Source organism: Pedobacter sp. G11 (assembly GCF_003860265.1).
Lineage (GTDB): Bacteria > Bacteroidota > Bacteroidia > Sphingobacteriales > Sphingobacteriaceae > Pedobacter > Pedobacter agri.
In genome coordinates, this window is record NZ_CP034190.1 from 1,123,343 (window position 1) to 1,143,036 (window position 19,694).

Annotated in this window: 14 protein-coding genes; 7 read left to right on the forward strand and 7 right to left on the reverse strand. The window is 39.7% G+C overall.

Going from position 1 to position 19,694, the window contains the following annotated elements; all coding sequences use genetic code 11:
• The first annotated feature begins 3 nt into the window (after positions 1-3).
• The 5 genes from uxaC (at position 4) to EA772_RS04935 (ending at position 6,416) form a co-directional block, all read left to right on the forward strand.
• A complete protein-coding gene (uxaC, locus tag EA772_RS04915; RefSeq protein WP_124911534.1) occupies positions 4-1,404 on the forward strand; it encodes a glucuronate isomerase in 1,401 nt (466 codons plus the stop codon).
• Between the two features lie 110 nt (positions 1,405-1,514).
• A complete protein-coding gene (locus EA772_RS04920; protein ID WP_010600330.1) occupies positions 1,515-2,573 on the forward strand; it encodes a sugar kinase in 1,059 nt (352 codons plus the stop codon).
• Entirely contained in the window at positions 2,563-3,225 is a 663-nt protein-coding gene (locus tag EA772_RS04925) for a bifunctional 4-hydroxy-2-oxoglutarate aldolase/2-dehydro-3-deoxy-phosphogluconate aldolase (RefSeq protein ID WP_010600331.1), read from the forward strand. The genes EA772_RS04920 and EA772_RS04925 overlap by 11 nt, the downstream gene beginning before the upstream one ends.
• Positions 3,226-3,244: 19 nt before the next feature.
• Positions 3,245-4,684, forward strand: a complete 1,440-nt coding sequence (locus EA772_RS04930; RefSeq protein ID WP_124911536.1) for an MFS transporter — start codon at positions 3,245-3,247, stop codon at positions 4,682-4,684.
• Positions 4,685-4,790: 106 nt separating this feature from the next.
• Positions 4,791-6,416, forward strand: a complete 1,626-nt coding sequence (locus tag EA772_RS04935) for an NADP-dependent glyceraldehyde-3-phosphate dehydrogenase (RefSeq protein WP_116168911.1) — start codon at positions 4,791-4,793, stop codon at positions 6,414-6,416.
• A 130-nt stretch (positions 6,417-6,546) separates the two neighbouring features.
• Here EA772_RS04935 and EA772_RS04940 read toward each other — a convergent pair whose 3' ends face one another.
• From EA772_RS04940 to EA772_RS04960, 5 genes are all read right to left on the reverse strand, one after another.
• Positions 6,547-7,284 (reverse strand): rhamnogalacturonan acetylesterase, encoded by a 738-nt coding sequence (locus tag EA772_RS04940; RefSeq protein WP_124911538.1) that lies wholly within the window; start codon positions 7,282-7,284, stop codon positions 6,547-6,549.
• A 1-nt stretch (position 7,285) separates the two neighbouring features.
• A complete protein-coding gene (locus EA772_RS04945) occupies positions 7,286-8,308 on the reverse strand; it encodes a pectinesterase family protein (RefSeq protein ID WP_246834040.1) in 1,023 nt (340 codons plus the stop codon).
• Positions 8,309-8,387: 79 nt separating this feature from the next.
• Entirely contained in the window at positions 8,388-9,953 is a 1,566-nt protein-coding gene (locus tag EA772_RS04950; protein ID WP_246834041.1) for a DUF4957 domain-containing protein, read from the reverse strand.
• An 11-nt stretch (positions 9,954-9,964) separates the two neighbouring features.
• Positions 9,965-11,761 carry a RagB/SusD family nutrient uptake outer membrane protein gene (locus EA772_RS04955; protein ID WP_124911542.1) on the reverse strand — a complete coding sequence of 599 codons (1,797 nt, stop codon included), beginning with the start codon at positions 11,759-11,761 and terminating at the stop codon, positions 9,965-9,967.
• 11 nt (positions 11,762-11,772) lie between these two features.
• Entirely contained in the window at positions 11,773-14,961 is a 3,189-nt protein-coding gene (locus tag EA772_RS04960; RefSeq protein ID WP_124911544.1) for a TonB-dependent receptor, read from the reverse strand.
• 267 nt (positions 14,962-15,228) lie between these two features.
• Here EA772_RS04960 and EA772_RS04965 point away from each other — a divergent pair, with 267 nt between their 5' ends.
• Entirely contained in the window at positions 15,229-16,263 is a 1,035-nt protein-coding gene (locus EA772_RS04965; RefSeq protein ID WP_116168906.1) for a LacI family DNA-binding transcriptional regulator, read from the forward strand.
• A 114-nt stretch (positions 16,264-16,377) separates the two neighbouring features.
• Entirely contained in the window at positions 16,378-17,562 is a 1,185-nt protein-coding gene (locus EA772_RS04970; RefSeq protein ID WP_124911546.1) for a class I SAM-dependent rRNA methyltransferase, read from the forward strand.
• 242 nt (positions 17,563-17,804) lie between these two features.
• On the opposite strand, the gene EA772_RS04975 is transcribed toward EA772_RS04970, so the two are convergent.
• Positions 17,805-18,056, reverse strand: a complete 252-nt coding sequence (locus tag EA772_RS04975; protein ID WP_116168904.1) for a DUF6814 family protein — start codon at positions 18,054-18,056, stop codon at positions 17,805-17,807.
• A gap of 10 nt (positions 18,057-18,066) precedes the next feature.
• The gene (locus EA772_RS04980) at positions 18,067-19,590 is read right to left on the reverse strand and encodes an MFS transporter (protein ID WP_124911548.1); all 1,524 of its coding nucleotides are present in this window, start codon (positions 19,588-19,590) and stop codon (positions 18,067-18,069) included.
• Positions 19,591-19,694: the final 104 nt, after the last annotated feature.

Genomic DNA, 19,694 nt, shown 5'->3' on the forward strand with positions numbered 1-19,694 from the left:
AGAATGAAACCTTTTTTAGACGAAAATTTCCTTTTGCAAAACGAAACAGCTGAAAAGCTTTATCATGATTTCGCAAAATCGTTACCCATCATCGATTACCACAACCACCTAATTCCTGAGCAAATTGCAAACGATAAGCAATTTGAGAATATTACGCAGGTTTGGCTGGCGGGCGATCACTACAAATGGAGAGCCATGCGTGCCAACGGTGTGGATGAAAAATACATCACCGGCGATGCTTCTGATTTTGAGAAATTTGAGAAATGGGCAGAAACTGTGCCTTATACTTTGCGCAATCCATTATACCATTGGACACATTTAGAGTTACAAAGATATTTCGGTATCACGGATATTTTATCTGGAAAAACGGCTCGCAAAATTTACGATGAGTGTTCTGCGAAGTTGCAAACGCCAGAATATTCGGTTCGTGGTTTATTAGCAAAAATGAATGTGGAGGCCGTTTGTACTACTGATGATCCATTGGATAGTTTAAACTTTCATCAACAGTTAGCTGCAGAAGGCGTGGCTTTAAAAATGTTGCCTGCTTTTCGTCCGGATAAGGCGATGAACAGCGACGATGTTGCTGGCTTGAATGAGTATATCGATAAATTAGAAGGTGTAGTAAACACCACTATTACCAATTTTCAGGATTATATTGATGCTTTAAAAAGCCGCCACGATTATTTCGCTGAAAATGGTTGCTCGGTTTCGGATCATGGCTTAGAGCAAATTTATGCTGAAGATTACACCGACGAAGAGATTTCAACCATCTTCGATAAGATCCGCAGTAAAGAAAATATATCTTACGAGGAAAACCTGAAATTTAAATCAGCTATGTTGATTTATTTTGCAGAGTGGGATCATGAAAAAGGTTGGGTGCAGCAATATCACTTGGGCGCCTTGCGTAACAACAACGCCCGTATGTTGCGCCAGTTAGGGCCGGATACAGGATGGGATTCTATTGGCGATTTTAGCCAGTCGAGAATGCTTTCTAAATTCTTAAATCGTTTGGATAACCAGGATAAGTTGGCGAAAACCATTATCTATAACCTTAATCCGGCAGATAATGAATTAATTGCTACAATGATCGGTAACTTCAATGATGGTTCGGTTGCGGGTAAAGTTCAATTTGGTTCTGCCTGGTGGTTTCTTGATCAAAAAGATGGCATGATTAAGCAACTGAATGCCTTATCAAACATGGGTCTTTTGAGCCGCCTGGTTGGTATGCTTACAGATTCACGTAGTTTCCTTTCGTTCCCTCGCCACGAGTATTTCAGAAGGATTGTTTGTAATCTATTTGGAGAAGATGTTGAGAATGGGGAATTGCCAAATGATATCGAATGGGTGGGCAAGATAGTGCAGGATATTTCGTATTTTAACGCAAAAAATTACTTTACTTTTTAACCAAAATAGGGCTTTTTAAAAGAAATTGTTAGAATCCGATCGTTTCAATCGATTTCCTAAAATTTTCATTCAGTTAATGGAAATTAGATAATTAAGCCGTGCAAACAAAAATGAGTGACCAAATATCATCCTTAGCAAAACAAGGAGAAAAAGTTTTAAGTTTTGGAGAAATCCTGTTGCGCATTTGCCCGGATATGGATGGGCAATGGCTTAAGGAAAGTAAACTGCCGTTTTATGTAGGTGGAGCGGAGTTAAATGTGGCCACAGCTTTAGCACTTTGGAATGTTCCATCGGCTTATCTTTCAGCAATGCCCGATAATTCGGTAACCAGAGAGATTGAAGATTACTTAAAAGTCCGTAACATCGATACATCGCCAATGGTTTTTCATGGCGATCGTTTGGGTTTATATTATCTTCCGAAAGGAAAGGATTTAAAGAATGCAGGGGTAATTTACGATCGGGCAAATTCTTCTTACGCCGACTTAAAGGTGGGCCAAATTAACTGGGATGAAGTTTTCAATGGTGTAACCTGGTTTCATTTTAGTGCCATTTGCCCAGCCATTAATCAATCAATTGCTGATGTTTGCCTGGAAGCTTTAAAAGCGGCTAGCGAACGGAATATTACCATATCACTTGATTTAAATTACCGTGCTAAACTTTGGAAATATGGTAAAGATCCAATTGATATTTTACCAGAACTCGCCAAATATTGCACATTGATTATGGGAAACGTGTGGGCGGCTAATAAAATGTTGGGTACGGCACTTCATGAAGATTTGCTACCAACAGAAGGTTATGCAAAGGAAACGTTACTGCAACAGGCAACAGATACGGCTAAAGAAATATTAAGTTTGTTTCCAGCATGTAAGGCTGTAGCCAATACTTTCCGTTTTGATCACGGGAAAGGCATCAGGTATTACACCGCAATTTATACTGAAGATCAGCTCACCGTATCTGAAGAATATGTTTCAGAAGAAATTTTAGATAAAGTTGGCAGTGGCGATTGTTTCATGGCAGGTTTAATTTATGGTTTTTACAATCATTTACCTGTTGAGGAAACATTGAACTTCGCAACCGCAGCTGCATATGATAAGTTATACATTCCAAGCGACGCGACAACCAGCACCGTAGCAGACATAGAAAAAAGAATTATACGCCATGATAAGTAACCAGCACAAGATTTTAGATGCCATTTTAGAGCAAGGAATGCTTCCACTTTTCTATCAGGATAGTGAGGCAGGAAGTATTGAAATATTACGCACTTTATACAATTCCGGCGTTCGCGTTTTTGAATATACCAACCGTGGAAAATCGGCTTTGCCAAACTTTAAAAAATTAAAGGAAATCCGCGATGCCGAAATGCCTGACCTTTATTTGGGAATTGGAACGATTAAAACAGCAGCTGATGCGAATGCATTTATCGAGGCCGGAACCGATTTCATCGTAGCACCAATCGTTAATCCTGAAGTTGCAGAAATTGCAAATAAAATTGGAATGCTCTGGATTCCGGGTTGTATGACACCCACAGAAATTAGCATTGCACAAGAGCATAAAGCCATGTTAATTAAAATTTTCCCGGCGAATATATTAGGGCCGGAGTTCATTTCATCCATTAAAGATCTTTTTGCCGGTCAATTATTTATGCCAACAGGAGGTGTCGAAATTAATCTGGATAACCTGAAAACCTGGTTTAAAGCCGGCGTTTGTGCAGTTGGTATGGGCAGTAAACTCATTAGCAAAGATGTAATGACAAAAGGCCTTTACGAGGAATTAGCCGAAAACACCAAACTAGCGCTTGACTTAATAAAGCAGAGTAAATAACCTAACATACCTAACCAAAATGAACCAACCCAAAGTAGGCAATTACAGATGGACAATATGTTTACTCCTGTTTCTTGCTACCACCATAAATTACTTAGATCGACAGGTACTTTCGTTAACATGGACAGATTTTATTAAACCAGAATTTCACTGGGATAATAACGACTATGGAAATATCACCGCCTTATTCTCTATATTCTATGCCGTATCTATGCTTTTTGCGGGGCGTTTGGTAGATAAATTAGATACCAAAAAAGGTTTTTTATGGGCAATTGGGGTATGGTCAGTGGGTGCTTGTTTACATGCCTATTGTGGCATTGCAACCGCTGGAATTATTACCGGCGATTGGTTTGTAGGTTTTGAAGGGGCTAAAGAGGTTATTGGACGGATAAACGATACCGGAATGGTGGTTTCGGTAAGTGTTACGCTATTCATCTTTGCAAGATTTGTATTAGCAGTTGGAGAGGCTGGAAATTTTCCTGCAGCCATCAAAGCAACTGCCGAATATTTTCCTAAAAAAGACCGGGCATTTGCGACCAGTATTTTCAATGCCGGTGCAACGGTGGGTGCATTAGCCGCTCCAATTACCATTCCATTTATAGCAAAAGCTTATGGATGGGAAATGGCTTTCATAATTATCGGTGCTTTAGGTTTTGTTTGGATGGGCCTTTGGGTTTTTGTGTATAACAAACCTGAATTGCATAAAAGAGTTAGTCCTGAAGAATTGGCTTACATTCAGCAAGATGTAATCAACGACAGAAAGTTGGCTGATTATGTGGAAGAAACCAAAGAAAAAGTATCTTTTGTAGATTGCTTTAAATACAAACAAACCTGGGCTTTTGCTTTTGGTAAGTTTATGACAGATGGTGTTTGGTGGTTCTTTTTATTCTGGACGCCAGCGTACTTAAAATCTGTTTATGGAATGGATTCTACTCAAAGCGCACTGCCATTATTTGTGCTTTACATGATCACCTTACTTTCAATCATCGGCGGTTGGTTGCCAACCTATTTTGTTGATAAAAAAGGAATGAATCCTTATGAGGGAAGAATGAGAGCCATGTTAATTTTTGCCTTTTTCCCGCTTTTAGCTTTAGCAGCGCAGCCACTTGGTCACATTACTTATTGGATTCCTGTAATCATCATCGGTATTGCCGGTGCAGCACACCAGGCATGGTCGGCCAATATTTTTTCTACCGTAGGTGATATGTTTCCTAAAAAAGCAATTGCTACCATCACCGGTATTGGTGGTATGGCTGGTGGTATTGGTTCATTCATCATCAATAAAGGCTCAGGTTTGCTGTTCGATTACACCGGCAAAAATGAAATTGTCTTTATGGGCTTCAAGGGTGAAGAAGCTGGTTATTTCATCATCTTTTCGATTTGTGCCGTGTGTTATCTTATCGGCTGGACGGTGATGAAAACACTGGTACCAAAATATAAAGTAATAGAGCTAGCATAAAATAAACTGAAGATCCGGGCTTAACTGGCTATGGATCTCAAGCTTTGAAATAAATCTATAGTTAAACTATGGATTAACACAATTATAAACCTAATAACCAACCAAATTGAGCACAACTTTAAATCTCGAAAGTATTTTCGTTGAAGAAAGCCAAATTCCGGAGGAATTTCGGCTCAAAGAAGAAATCAATCAAAAAGAGTTTCTCTCTAATGGAGAAATGAAAACATGGAACGGGCCTTTCAATGAGGTCTTTTCTCCAGTTTGCGTGAAAACGCCTGAAGGCTATAAACGTAAACGGATTGGTAGTTTTCCGGTATGTACCGAAAAAGAATCAACTGAGGCATTGGATGCTGCTGTAGCGGCTTACGACAATGGTCGTGGACAATGGCCAACCATGAGTGTTGCAGATCGCATCACATGCGTTGAGAACTTTACGCACAAGATGCTGGAACAAAAAGAAATTGTTGCCAAGCTAATTATGTGGGAAATCGGTAAGTCTTATGCCGATTCTATTAAAGAGTTCGATCGTACGGTAGAATACATCTATGCCACGATTGATGCTTTGAAAGATATTGACAGACAATCTTCACGTTTTGAAATTGAGCAGGGAATTGTAGCACAGGTTCGTCGTTCACCACTAGGGGTAGTACTTTGTATGGGTCCGTTTAATTATCCTTTAAATGAAACTTTTACAACGTTGATTCCTGCTCTGATTATGGGCAACACGCTTTTATTCAAACCACCGAAACATGGTACATTATTACATTACCCGTTATTGGAGGCTTTCCGTTCGAGCTTTCCAAAGGGTGTTGTAAATACGATTTACGGTCGTGGAAATACGATTGTTCCAGGCTTGATGAAATCTGGAAAAATTAATGTATTGACATTAATTGGCTCAAGCAAAGTAGCAAACGAGTTAAAAAAATTGCATCCAAAAGTAAACCGCTTAAGGGCAATTTTAGGTTTAGATGCTAAAAATGCGGCGATCATCACCAAAGATGCTGATTTGGATTTAGCTGTTTCAGAAACCGTTTTAGGCTCGCTTTCTTTTAACGGTCAGCGTTGTACCGCTCTGAAAATTGTTTATGTACACCGTAGTTTGGCGCAAGAGTTTTTGAAACGCTTATCTGCTGAAGTAGAAAAGCTGAAATTCGGTATGCCATGGGAAAAAGGTGTAAACTTAACGCCGCTACCAGAATTGAACAAACCTGAATATTTGAAAGATTGTATCGACGATGCCATTTCACATGGCGCAAAAGTAGTGAACAAAAATGGTGGACAAACTTTCGAAACTTTTGTGTACCCGGCTATCGTTTACCCTGTAAACAGCAACATGAAATTATATCGTGAAGAGCAGTTTGGTCCGATTGTTCCGGTGGTTCCTTTTGATGATTTGGAAGAACCAATTGAATACTTGATTGGCTCACCTCATGGACAACAAGTGAGTATTTTTAGCAGCAACGCTAATGTTATTTCATCTCTAATTGACCCTTTGGTGAATCAGGTAAGTCGTGTAAACATCAATTGCCAGTGCCAACGCGGTCCGGACGTGTTTCCTTTTACTGGCCGTAAAGATAGTGCGGAAGGAACACTTTCTGTAGTGGATGCTTTACGTTCATTCTCCATCCGTTCATTAGTGGCCACTAAATTTACAGATGACAATAAAAAGTTGCTGAATGAAATTGTGAATGGAAATGATTCGAATTTCTTAAGTACAAAATATATTTTCTAGAAAAAGTATCAATAAATAATGCCGCAGATTTGCAGATTAAACCTGCGAATTTGCGGCTTTTTCTATAAATTGTGTTCGTCGAAACTCGGCTCGAGCTGCTCATCGAACTCGTACGCAAAGACGGCAACCTTTATTTCAAATGTTTCGCTAAACCTAATTTACTTTCTCTCATCCCCTGCACCGCAAGGCCGGCAATTTCTTTGGCACCATCCGGGCTTAAATGCGTATCATCTTTCTTCCCTTTAGGGTAATTTACGTGACCGGAATCGACATGAAGGAATAACTTAATGGAACCTTGATCGCCTAAGCGATTGAGCAGACTTTCAGTTTTCAACAGCATATCAATTAACGGGACTTTTAAAGAATCAGCAACTTTGCGTGTTACTGCCGGATAACCGCCATGAGAATCAACTAATACCCCGTTTTTGAAACTTCGTCTAGAAATAGGCGTAAGCAAAACTGGTATGGCCTTCTTACTTCGGGTTTCGTTTACATAGTTAACCAGGTTGATTTTAAAATCGTCCAGCGTAACACCCACAGTTGGTTTATCAACTTTTTCGTCATTGTGGCCAAACTCTATAAAAACATAATCACCAGCTTTTAGCTGATCAAGTATGGGCTGCCAACGATTTTCATTCCGGAAAGATTTTGTACTTCTGCCATTTAAAGCCCGGTTATCTACTTTTACATCATCCTTAAAAAAAGCTTGAAGCGCCATTCCCCAACCTGTTTCCGGGTAGGCTTTTTCAGATTTATTGGCCGCAGTTGAATCTCCTATGATGTAAAGTGTAGTCTGTTTTCGCGATAAAGTAAAGGCACTAAATATCGCTGCACCAAACAATAAAACGAGGCAAAGTTTAAATTTCATATTAGTTGTTTTTTAATGGAGTCCATTGATCGGTGCCTCCAAGTATATTTTTCAGTGTATAGGTTTTCGCTTCTTTTCCCGATAACTGTTTCGTCCACGATAGCCGGGTTTTTGGAGAAGCACCAGGCCCGGAGCTCTTAAATTCAGCGTAAAAAGTAGTTTGTTCTTTGTCAGGAAACATTTTGTCGCCTTTCCATGGATTCCATCCTTCGGGAACAATATGCTTTCCTAAATCGCAGTTTATAAAAACGGTTTTGGCATAAGGCCGCCAGGGTCGGCCGAGATAAGCCTTTTTTACAGCGCTGTCTGCAACAATTTTACAGTTTAAAAAAACAAAGCCATATGGCTGATTTTTCGAGGTGGAAGCCGCCGTAAGGTAAGAATCGCTCAGGTTTTTAACGGTGCAGTTTTGGAATACCGCTGTAGCCTTGCCGAAGATAAAATCCGTTGTCCCTTCAATAAAACAATCCTGGTAAAACTGTCGGCTGTATGCCGTGGCGGCATAAAGTGTATCCTGATTTCCGTGGATGTTGCAATGTTTTGCTACAAAACGATCGCCCTCTACCTGTAACGCCACCGCCTGCCCAACCCGTCCTGCTGAGTTTACAATGCTTAAATTTTCGAGCGTAACATCATTGCCCTGAATTAATACCGTATATGAAGTGTAGGTAGACATTTTTGCCAGACCAAACGCATCTAATCCGTTAGCAACAACCTTTCCCGAATAATCATTATTGGTAATGATGGTTTGATCTTTACTCTCCCCAATCAGTTTTACTTTTGTCTTCCAGGAAGGGATAACAATCTTCTCCCGATAAATTCCATTTTTGATATTAATGGTAACTTCTTTCTCACCTAAATCTCTGATCGAGTTTATGGCCTCCTGAATGGTTTTGTAATTTCCATTTCCTTGCTGTGATACCGTAATTTCTGAAGGGTATTTGGGATCCTGAGCGTTAACCTTACTAAATAATAATAGCAATAAAGTCAAAGCTGCATATTTAACTGAGTGGGATAGCATCATGTTATAAATGTAAAACCTACAATTTATATTTCAATAAAAAAGGGCAGATAAAATCTGCCCTGTAGAATATATAACGGGACTAATTTCTCCAACGGGGATCGCCGACTCCATTTGTTCTCAAATCTGACTGGCTAATCGTAAAATTACCTGCAGCTACATTTGTAAAACCAGGATTCAAAGTTGTGAAAGTACCTGTATCATACTTTGCACCAGCTGTTGCACTTCCGGAAATATATGCTGCCGAATTAAAATAGTTATTGCCTGTAAAGTTTGCCGGTACAATGATCGTTGAAGCTTGGTTAGTCAAGATTCCACCAGAATTGGCTACAATATTTTTCGAAAAATAAATTTCATGTTTAGCTAAACGCACATAAAATAGTCTGTTGGCCGCACCATTGGTTATACCGTTTAGTGTATTGGTGGCTACCGTAATGACTGATGTGAAGGCCGGGAAGTTGGTAGAGCCTGTTGGATCCATCCGGAAAAAATCTCTAGCTATAACAGAGTTATAAACTGTGTTATTGGAGAAGTTTAGCGTTTTCGCTAATCCTGCCCTGAAATCAATAAAATCGCCACCGTTACATTCAATATTGCTGATGAGGTTGCCCTTGATGGAAACCGATTCAATTAATGCTTTTACATTGACGTATATAAAACCTTTGGTGTAGTTTCTGATGTTACAATTTTCTATGGCCAGATTTCCGTAAGCAGCATCCAGGGCATCATCATATATAATTGTTTGGTTACCATTCAAAGCGCCTGTACCATCAATATCTAAATCTTTTAATGATAAACCGGCATTCGATTTCATTCTGAAAACCATCCCTTTTACAATGGGCTTATCTGTTGGCCTCGCACCTTTTATCGAAATAGATTTGGAAACCAACACATCAGCATTTACAGTATAAGTACCCGGGAAAAGTGCAAAAACATCACCAGCGTTTGCATTGGCAATTAATGTTGCCAGATTATCTGCTGGGGTGACCGCAATGGCACCTCCCAGATCAAGTAAGGTTGTAAAGGTAATGGATCCCCTAACTTTTGTCCCATTCAGTAATTTAGCCGTGTAGGAAGTTTCTCCGGTTAAACCTGTAATTACCGCCTCACCTGCTGCTACTTCTGCAGCGGTAACGTTGCGTGTAATATTACCAGGCATTAGCGTAATGATAGTTGCCGCTTGCCCGGCGGGCCAGTTAAGCACCGCTGAAGTTGCTGTTAATTTTGCCGTATTTACCGCCTGGAAAATTTGTTCGGCATCAGTTTTTGCCGATGCGGTAACATATTTTGAGTCTGTAACACCTTCCCCTATTGCTTTAACCCGAATCGCATATTGCGTATCTCCCGCAAGGCCAGCAACGGTATAAGGAACCTGTAAGAAGGTAATGTCACTAACGGTTTTTACAGGTGTACCTGAAAAATCAGGCGTTTCAAAAACCTCAATCGTATAGGTCTTGGCATTGTTTACCGCTTTCCATGTTAATCGGATTCCTGTTTTATCGACAACAGTAGCGGTTAAGCCTGTTGGCGAGAACGCCCTGTCAACCTGCAGCTTTGTAATTTCTTCAGTAATGTTATCCTTACAGCCAGAAAAACCGACAACAGTTAGCAGACAGAAAAATAGGGTATATAGATTATTTCTATTCATAGCGCAATTCATTATAGATTCAGGTTTTTATTATTTAACAGTCCGTTTGATGAGTCGAGGAATACCTGCCAAATCGGCCAAACTTGTTGTGCATTCGGATCTTTAACCGCTAAAGCATCCCAATAGGTTGAGGCATCACCTGAAGCAGCCAGCGACCAGGTTTTGTTTGAAGTATAACCTAGTGCCGCTCCCTGTGCATCGGTATCGCCATAATTCAAGCCATAAATTTCAACGGTTTCTCCATTGGCAGCCGTTTTGTAATAAATTTTCAAGGGTAATGCTGCATACTTGCCTTGCCTGTTTTCCAATTGCTGTAACTTGGTTTTAGCCTCCGCAATTTTAGTATTTAATAAATTCCAGCGGATCAAATCACCCTTTCTTAACATTTCACCAGTAAATTCCAGGGCTCTTTCATTTACAATAGCATTAAAAAAAGCCTGCTTAGATGCCGTTGCAGCAGCCATGAATGTGGTTACCTTGGCAGCATTGCCCGGGAAGGCACGATCGCGGATCATTTTCAAATAAGGTGCCGCTGCCGCTGGACCATCCAATTCATTAATGGCTTCAGCAGCCATTAAAACTACATCAGCATAACGCATATACATCCAGTTCAAACCATCATCATTTGTAGAGGTTACCCTTCGTTTCATCCACTCATAACGGTATTTACCGAAATATAAACGTCCTAAACTCGAAGGTACCTGATAGCCGCCAGTATCGCCGGTTCCACCATCCCATTCATACGGAACAACGGTAACATCTCTCCTCACATCGCCAGTTTCGTACTCGTAAAGCATAATTGGGTTTGGTCCGTTGGTACCTCCTTTATTTTGTCCGGTATATTTATCGGTTTTTAAATGTTTAACACCTAAATCAAAAATTACCCGACCCCTTCCCTCGCTAAAAGGAATTTCCCAGATAGACTCCAGGCCTGCAGCACCTGCTTCCTCATTTAATTTTCTGAACACTTCCTCAAAACCCAGCAAGCGTAGTTTGCCACTGTTAATGATATCGACACATTCTTTTTTGGCAATGGCGTACATTTTATCTTTTGATAATTCCGCATCCGAGCTTAGGCGAACTGTTCCATCTAAGCGCTGAGCATAACCACCAGCGGCTAATGCCAAACGAGCTCTTAACCCTTTTGCAAAAGCCTTACTTACCCGCTCTACTTTGGCTGTTGTGGCGTTATCATTTGGCCACGGCAGGTAGCCTGCAGCCTCATCCAAATCCTTTAAAAGCTGTTTGTAAATTATATCTCTTTCGTTTCTGGCTAAATAAGTTGTTGCCGTTGTAATCGGCTCGAAACGGGCAGGTACATCGCCCCAACCTTTAATTAAGTCGTTGTACAAAACAGCACGAAGTGTTAAAATTTCACCTAAAATTTGTGCCATTTGCGGACTGCTTTCGATTTTGCCGTAGGTTCTAATCCCTCTGATGGCCAGATTTGCCCGCTCAATGCCTTCATAAAATTTCGCCCATGCATTATTATCGGTATTCATTTGCCCGTTGTTCACATTGGCATTGTAATTTGATAACCTCGATTTATCATCTGATGTGGCTTTTAAGGCATTGTTTACTTCAGTATCATTGTTTATCCCATAAAAAACAAGGAAACGACCACGGTAAGAATTGGTTTCACCAAAAGACTGAATAATTCCGGCAACGGCCCCTTCTGCCAAACCAGGAGTGGCAAAAATAACCGATTCATCTAACGACGATTTTGTTGGCGCATCCAATGCTTTTTTGCAGCTGTTTAAAGTTGTAATCCCTGCAACCATGAACAGGATGTATATAATCTTTTTCATCTTCTTAATAATTAGAAATTAACATTCAATCCAAATACGAACGATTTGCTTTTTGGATAGGCAGAGTAATCTACGCCCGGTGTTAAATTAGTTCTGCGTCTGGTAGAAACCTCCGGATCAAATCCTGTATAATTGGTTAATAACCATAAATTGTAGGCGGACGCATAAACCCTTAGTTTTTTCATTTTCAGCTTTTCCGAGATTTTTAAAGGTAGGGTATAACCTAATGTTAAGGTTGATAAGCGTAAAAACGAGCCATCTTCAACCGCCCAATCGCTAAGTACAAAGGTTTTCATATATGGCGACCATAATGTGGTATTTGCATTCATCGCGGTCAACTCTGCCGGATCGTTGCTAATCGTTCCATCTGGGCGAAGGTTATTCCAGCGGCTGCCGCTTGCCATGGTAGAAATCATATTTCGCGAACTGTATTTGCTGGTTGAGGTATATTCGATTTTATTGGCATTGTAGATATCGTTTCCATAACTCCAGTTGAAATAAGCACCAATATCAAAACCATAGATGCGGGAGTTAACCGAAAAACCACCGGTGTTTAAAGGATTTGCATTTCCGATTACTGTACGATCTGATAAATCAATTTTACCATCACCTGAAAGATCTTCTATTTTCATCGATCCCGGACGAAGTGCGCCGATAAATGAAGTGGCATCAACAACGCCTGGTTTTAATGTCCAGGTGCCTGTTGTGGCGTTATATCCTGAAAAATCAGAAACTTCATATCTTCCCGCACTGCGATAACCATAAATTCTGCCTACTGAAGCGCCTTCTTCTACTAAATAATCTACACCAATTTCAGTAGATGCCCAGCCAGACTGGCCGTTGATGTTTTTGATTGAACCAAGGGATACAACTTTGTTCCTATTAAAGTTAATGTTGGCGCTGAAACTTAAATCGAAATTGGTTTTTCTAATGGCATTCCAGTTTAGGGAGAATTCCAGTCCTTTGTTTTGGGTTTCTCCAATGTTGCGGTATTGGAAATCATAGCCCGTTCCCGCCACAGGGAATTGTAGTAGTAAATCTTTAGTCCTGTTCAGGTAAGCATCAACAGTACCCGTAACTTTTGAGTTGAATAACGAAAAATCTAATCCAACATTTTTTGTTACTGTAGTTTCCCATTTCAAATCGGGGTTAGCCATTGTTTTTGAAGCTGCCCAATAGTTGTTAAAACCATTAACCCAGGTGGTAACCGAGTTTTGGAAAGTTTGGTTCATTTGTCCCGGAGGAATATTGTTGTTCCCTGCTGTACCATAACTTGCCCGTAATTTTAAATCAGTTAACCATGATTTAGTTCCTTTCATGAAGTCTTCCTGAGAAATTCTCCATGCTCCGGAAACAGACGGAAAGTAACCCCACTGATTTTCAGGAGAAAATTTCGATGAGCCATCTGCCCTGAAGGTAGCGCTCAACAAATATTTGCCCATAAAATCGTAATTCGCTCTTCCAAAAAATGAAAGTAGTTTGTCATCGGGAGAAAAGTTGTTATCAATAGCGTTGGCTTTTCCCTGCGTAGTTAAAACCCTGGCATCCTGAAAGCCAAATGATTTAGGAAAACCATGAACCACATTGGTTAAAATTCCCAGTTCTGTTTTGATAAATTCCTGCCCCAATAGCACATTTAAGTTATGATCTTTACCTAAAACCTTACTGAAATTGTAATTAAGGGTATTGGTATTTCTGATGCTGTTTCTATTTGTATTTGTTAAAATCAAAGCAGGAAGATTTTGATTTTCAGCAGAAGGAACATTTCTAACATAATAGGTTGTTGTGCCATAAAAACGATCCATGTCATTTCTAAAGCCATCATAGCCAACTTCTGAGCGCAATCTTAAATTCTCAATAATATCGTAACTGATTGCACCATTGATATTGTATGTTTTGCGGTGAACATATTGATCATTATCCGAAATGGAGATCAATGGGTTGTAAAGGTTAAACTCATCATCAGTTTCTGTTGTAGTGGTTAAACCCGGCACCGGAAAAGATGGATATAACATCGCATTTTTTAAGCGTGAATCGGCTGAAGAAACTTCATTCTGTTCGTTAGCACCACCACCTTTAGTCTTCGTATCTGCATACCTCAAACCAAAATCGAGCGTAAGTCCTTTATACAATTTATGGTTGAGCTTAAAATTGATATTTTGTCTTTCAAACTCCGAAAGCTGCATTATTGCTTTATCTTTCACGAAGCTATGGCTCAGGCTGTATTTAGTTTTATCGCCACCGCCGCTGATGTTTAAATTCTGGTTAAACGTAGTTCCTGTACGACCGAAAATAATCTCCTGCCAATCGTTCGCAGGCACATTTCCATACAAATCAATGTCTTGAAAATTGCCAAAATACTGTGTGTAATCATTTGGGGTTTTATCTAAAAGTGCCCGTTCATATTGCCAGGTTACGTAATCCAAAGGAGATAATACATCAAGCTTATTTGCCAGTTGCTTAACACCGGTAAATACATTATAGCTTACTGATGTTTTGCCATCTTTGCTGTTTTTGGTAGTGACTAAAATCACACCGTTTGCGCCTCGTGAACCATAAATAGCAGTAGAAGAAGCATCTTTTAATACATCGATGGTTTCAATATCCTGCGGAGCAATATCGGCTATAGATGCCACAGGGAAGCCATCAACGATATATAATGGTGAGTTATCGCCAGTGATGGAACCGCCTCCACGAACGCGAACCACTAAATCTGCATCTGGAGATCCTTCAGTAGAGGCAATGTTGATACCAGCCACACGACCTTGAATGGCCTCTAATGCTGATGATACTGGCGCTGCCGCTATCACATCGGCACCAACTGATGATACCGCACCGGTTAAATCCTTTTTACGCACTACACCATAACCAATATTTACGGTAACCTCTTGCAAGGTATTGGCATCCTCCTCTAGCGAAACATCGAGTTTGGTTTGCCCCGTAAGAGTGATGGTTCTGGTTTTGTAGCCAATATAAGTGAAGGTAACCACGCCACCATTTTGAGGGACAGTAATTTTGAACATACCTTTTGCATCTGTGCTGGCACCTGTTTTGGAATCCTTAACGGTAACACTTACACCAACGAGTGGTTGTCCATCAGCCTTATCTTTTACAGTTCCTGTCAACTGCCTGGTTTGTGCCAGCGTTACGGAAAATCCAAAAAAAAATAGAAATGAAAAAACGAGTAAAACTCTGCTCATAAATTATGGGATTAAATAAAATATTTGGTTTTTAAAAAATTGCGCAATCGCTCGCACATAGAATTTAATTCTATTTCAACAGATTATTATGGGTTTATATTTGGTTAGATTGGTATAACAATTTTACAAACTTAAAATCGATTGTAGCCGATTTTAGGCAAAAAACTGTGCAAACGTTCCCAAAAACGTTGTTTTAACGCTTATTAATAGGCCGTTTGGAACAGGCTTAAAAGATATTTTTTTGTAACTTGTACGCATTACCAGAAAATGAGATTTGAAACTTCTACCATAAAAGACATAGCCAAAGCACTCGGACTATCTACTTCGACTGTTTCAAGAGCTTTGAGGGATCGTTATGAAATTAGCGAAGAGACTAAAAAGCTTGTTTTAGCTTATGCGGAGAAGGTAAATTACCGGGCAAATCCAATTGCTCGCAGTTTAAAAGAAAGAAGAAGTTATTCCATCGGGATCATTGTAAGTGAAATTGCAAACAACTTTTTTTCGCAGGTAATTAATGGCATTGAATCAATTGCCTATGATCGCGGTTATCACGTCATTATATCTCAAACACACGAATCGTACAAGCAGGAAAAACTTAACGTAGAGCATTTGGCATCTCGTTCCATTGATGGTCTTCTGATTGCACTTTCATCTGAAACACAGGACATTAATTATCTACGCGAATTGTATGCGAAAGGTTTGCCAATTGTTTTCTTTGATCGGGTGCCGGAAGATTTTGCAACCCATAAAGTAATTGCCAATAACTTCAAAGGCGCTTTTGATGCCACAGAACATCTGATCCTTTCGGGGAAAAGAACGGTAGCGCACCTCACCAATTCGGAAAATCTTTCCATCACAAGAGAGCGACTAAAAGGTTATAAAGCTGCGCTGGCAAAATATCATATCGAATTTAAACCTGAACTTGTTAAATACTGCCAGCATGGTGGCATGCACAGTGAGGAGTTGGAACAGGCTGTAAAAGAACTTTTGCCCTATAAGCCTGATGGCATCTTTATTTCAAGTGACAGGCTAACCACCGGTTGCATCATGGCCTTGAAAAAAACAAACCCAGAAATTGCACACAAAATCGCCATTGCAGGATTTACCAATTCCAATCTGGTAGAACTTTTTTCTCCATCGCTAACATCTGTTAAGCAACCGGCATTCGAAATGGGGCAGGTAGCTACCGAACTATTAATCTCAATGATTGAAGCCAAAAGACCCGTTACAGAATTTGAAACCAAAATATTAGATACTGAATTGGTAAGAATGCAGAAAATCCTTGGAAACAGATTTCTGTAAATGCTTTAACCGGCGTTTTTGCCTTGAGCTCTTTTTAAATGTAAATTCTTCACTGATCATCCCGGATTCTAATTGCTCAATTTTACACTCCAAACTAATTACTACCTTTGCAACATGGTAGAAATCGTATTAAAAAAGGGAAAAGAAAAAGCTGCATTACAAAGACATCCATGGGTATTTTCTGGCGCATTGGAAAAAATAAAAGGAAAACCAGCAAATGGTGAGGTGGTTAAAGTTTTCGCTTTTGATCACGAATTTCTGGCCTACGGCTATTACAACAGCAATTCTCGTGTAGCTGTTCGCCTTTTGGAATGGGATGAAACCCAAATCATTGATAGAACATGGTATGAGAGCCGATTGAAACAAGCCATCGCATCACGCCAGTTTATTCTTTCTGAACAAACCAATACTTGCCGTTTAGTTTTTAGCGAAGCGGATTTTTTACCCGGATTAATAGTAGATAAATATGCTGATTTTCTTTCTTTACAGATTTTGAGTTCGGGCATCGAAAGTGTGAAAAATGATATTGTTGATATTTTAAAAGCCCAACTTAAACCAAAAGGAATTTTTGATAAGAGTGACGCCACTGCCCGAACACACGAAGGTTTGCCTATTGAAAATGGCTTGCTTTGGGGCGAAAATCCACCTGAATTTTTAGAAGTTAAAGAGAATGGAATTGCCTATAACATTAACATTGCTGAAGGTCAAAAGTCTGGTTTCTATTGCGACCAACGTGATAACCGAAAAATTTTAGCCAGTTATACAAAAGGCAAAAGAGTACTGGACTGTTTCAGTTACAGTGGCGGATTTAGTTTGAACAGTTTGGCCAATGATGCGGAAGCTGTAACCAGTGTGGATAGCTCAGCACTGGCGGTAGAAACACTACAGCAAAATGTTACCCTGAATAAATTCGATCCAAAGAAAGTAACATCCATTCAATCTGACGTAAATAAACAACTTAGAGCGTTTAAAGAGGCGGGAGAATTATTTGATGTGATTGTTCTTGATCCACCAAAATATGCACCGTCACGTTCTGCGTTAGATAGAGCAGCAAGAGCTTATAAAGATTTGAATAGATTAGGCATGCTGCTTTTAGAAAAGGGCGGATTATTGGCTACGTTTTCTTGCTCTGGCGCTGTAGATATTGAAACTTTTAAACAGATTATCGCCTGGGCTGCACTCGATGCAGGAAAAGAAGTTCAAATCATTAAACAGTTTTGCCAACCGGAAGATCATCCTGTTAGAATTTCATTTTCTGAAGGAGAATATTTAAAAGGATTGCTGTTAAGGGTTTTGTAAATGTCGGTTATTGCCATGGAAACTTGCTTTTAATTTTCCGTGATCTTGGTGTTTCCGCGGCAAATTCCATTTGTGCGAAAGCGATTCTAGTGTAAATGATTCGTGAAACACGAAATGCTATTTACACGCTCGTTAGAAACGAGCGTGGGCTTCAGTATTAAGATTTGAAAAATTTCAATTATAACCACGGAAGCACGGCAGTCATGAAAGCTCATTATTAATCTCGGTGTTAACCACTTAACTTATATCTCCTCCGAGTTTTGAGGCAGGCGATCATACTCACCTCTCCAGGCGTAAAAGCCGAAAATCATCAATCCTAGACTAATTGGCAAGAAAATGAAAAGAATAATTCCCCACTGCAACATGGTGTTGGTTCTTTCAATATCAGTGTGGGTTAGTCCGACTTTTTCAACAGCTTGGATAAACAAAAAGGTCATCGCAACAGGCCCGAGAATCATCCAGATTAATCCTAAAAATTTCTTTATCGTGTTCATATTTGCAGTATTAATCGTTAATGCTTTCGTCCTTTTTGTTCGACAGATAAATTGTTCCAATAATTAAACTTAATGTTGCAATGCCAATTGGATACCACAAACCAGAAAGTGGTGTGGAGCCTGAAAAACTTGCAATTAATGTTGCAATAAAAGGCACCAGTCCCCCGAACACGCCATTGCCAATATGATAAGGTAGCGACATAGAGGTATATCGTATTTTAGTTGGAAAAAGTTCTACCAAAAAGGCGGCAATTGGTCCATAAACCATAGTCACCAGTAAAATCTGGAAGAAAATTAAGCCTACAAATTTCCAGAATATTGGTGTTGGTAAAACTTTATCCTTTACTATTTCGGTACCGGAACGAATTCCTTGCTGAACCGAAACCGTATCAGTTTTCACCACACTGTACGACGCTCCATTTTTCAATTCAACTTTTGTGGTGATCGTTCTTAAACTATCGGCAGTATTTGCAATTAAAACAGCACTTGAAGGAGCCGTTTTAGCAGATAAAATATCGCTTTGTTCAACTTTGCTGAAATCTGTATCATCTAAAAACGCCTGATAGATTGGGCGGTAGAAAACAATGCCCAGCAACATCCCACTCAGCATGATCCACTTTCGGCCAACCTTGTCACTCCAGGCACCAAAAATCACAAAGAATGGTGTGGCGAATGCAATTCCCCAAAGTAAAATATACCTCGAGTCGTTGAAATCAAGTTTACAAGTGTTTTCTAAAAAAGATTGGGCATAAAATTGCCCGGTGTACCAGATTACGCCCTGACCCATAGTGGCGCCAAAAAGAGCGAGCAACACCATTTTAAAATTCGCCTTGTTATTAAAACTTTCTTTTAATGGATTTTTAGATACATTGCCTTCAGCCTTTAATTTGGAAAACATCGGCGACTCATGCATTTTCATCCGGATATAAATGGAAACCACTACCAGTAAAATAGAAAGCAGAAAGGGAATTCTCCAGCCCCAATCGCCAAAGGTTTCTGCACCTAAAATGTTTTTGGTAATTACAATTACACCCAAAGAAAGAAATAATCCAAGTGTTGCTGTGGTTTGAATCCAACTGGTAAAAAAGCCTCTTTTGTTTTTAGGCGCATGTTCTGCCACATAAGTTGCAGCACCGCCATATTCTCCGCCAAGCGCTAAACCCTGCACCAAACGCAAAATCAAAACTAATACAGGTGCGGCATAACCAATACTTTTATATGAGGGGATGAGTCCAATTAAAAAAGTAGATCCACCCATTAAAACCAATGTTAAAAGAAACGTATATTTTCTTCCAATTAAATCACCTAAACGACCAAAAACTAAAGCTCCGAATGGGCGAACAATAAAACCTGCTGCGAATATAGCCAGTGTATTGATTAACGCAGAAGCGCCTGCATCTTCAGGAAAAAGTTGATGACCAATAATAACGGCTAAACTTCCAAAGATGTAAAAGTCGTACCATTCAATTAGGGTTCCAAGTGATGATGCACCAATCACTTTAAAGATATTATTCTTCGGTAAAGTTTCGCTCATGAGATGTTAGGAATATTTGGTTTCCCAATATAAACATTTGCATGACAATCAGCAACCTGCACCGTCTGTGATTAAATTTGTTACGTTTGCAAACATTTCAGCCT

What these genes read in the sequence shown, in the direction of transcription:
- EA772_RS04965 (WP_116168906.1), top strand. Translation starts at nt 15,229, where the DNA reads ATGAGATTTGAAACTTCTACCATAAAAGACATAGCCAAAGCACTCGGA.
- EA772_RS04940 (WP_124911538.1), bottom strand. Translation starts at nt 7,284, where the DNA reads ATGAAATTTAAACTTTGCCTCGTTTTATTGTTTGGTGCAGCGATATTT.
- EA772_RS04975 (WP_116168904.1), bottom strand. Translation starts at nt 18,056, where the DNA reads ATGAACACGATAAAGAAATTTTTAGGATTAATCTGGATGATTCTCGGG.
- EA772_RS04920 (WP_010600330.1), top strand. Translation starts at nt 1,515, where the DNA reads ATGAGTGACCAAATATCATCCTTAGCAAAACAAGGAGAAAAAGTTTTA.
- EA772_RS04980 (WP_124911548.1), bottom strand. Translation starts at nt 19,590, where the DNA reads ATGAGCGAAACTTTACCGAAGAATAATATCTTTAAAGTGATTGGTGCA.
- EA772_RS04930 (WP_124911536.1), top strand. Translation starts at nt 3,245, where the DNA reads ATGAACCAACCCAAAGTAGGCAATTACAGATGGACAATATGTTTACTC.
- EA772_RS04925 (WP_010600331.1), top strand. Translation starts at nt 2,563, where the DNA reads ATGATAAGTAACCAGCACAAGATTTTAGATGCCATTTTAGAGCAAGGA.
- EA772_RS04945 (WP_246834040.1), bottom strand. Translation starts at nt 8,308, where the DNA reads ATGATGCTATCCCACTCAGTTAAATATGCAGCTTTGACTTTATTGCTA.
- uxaC (WP_124911534.1), top strand. Translation starts at nt 4, where the DNA reads ATGAAACCTTTTTTAGACGAAAATTTCCTTTTGCAAAACGAAACAGCT.
- EA772_RS04970 (WP_124911546.1), top strand. Translation starts at nt 16,378, where the DNA reads ATGGTAGAAATCGTATTAAAAAAGGGAAAAGAAAAAGCTGCATTACAA.
- EA772_RS04960 (WP_124911544.1), bottom strand. Translation starts at nt 14,961, where the DNA reads ATGAGCAGAGTTTTACTCGTTTTTTCATTTCTATTTTTTTTTGGATTT.
- EA772_RS04950 (WP_246834041.1), bottom strand. Translation starts at nt 9,953, where the DNA reads ATGAATAGAAATAATCTATATACCCTATTTTTCTGTCTGCTAACTGTT.
- EA772_RS04955 (WP_124911542.1), bottom strand. Translation starts at nt 11,761, where the DNA reads ATGAAAAAGATTATATACATCCTGTTCATGGTTGCAGGGATTACAACT.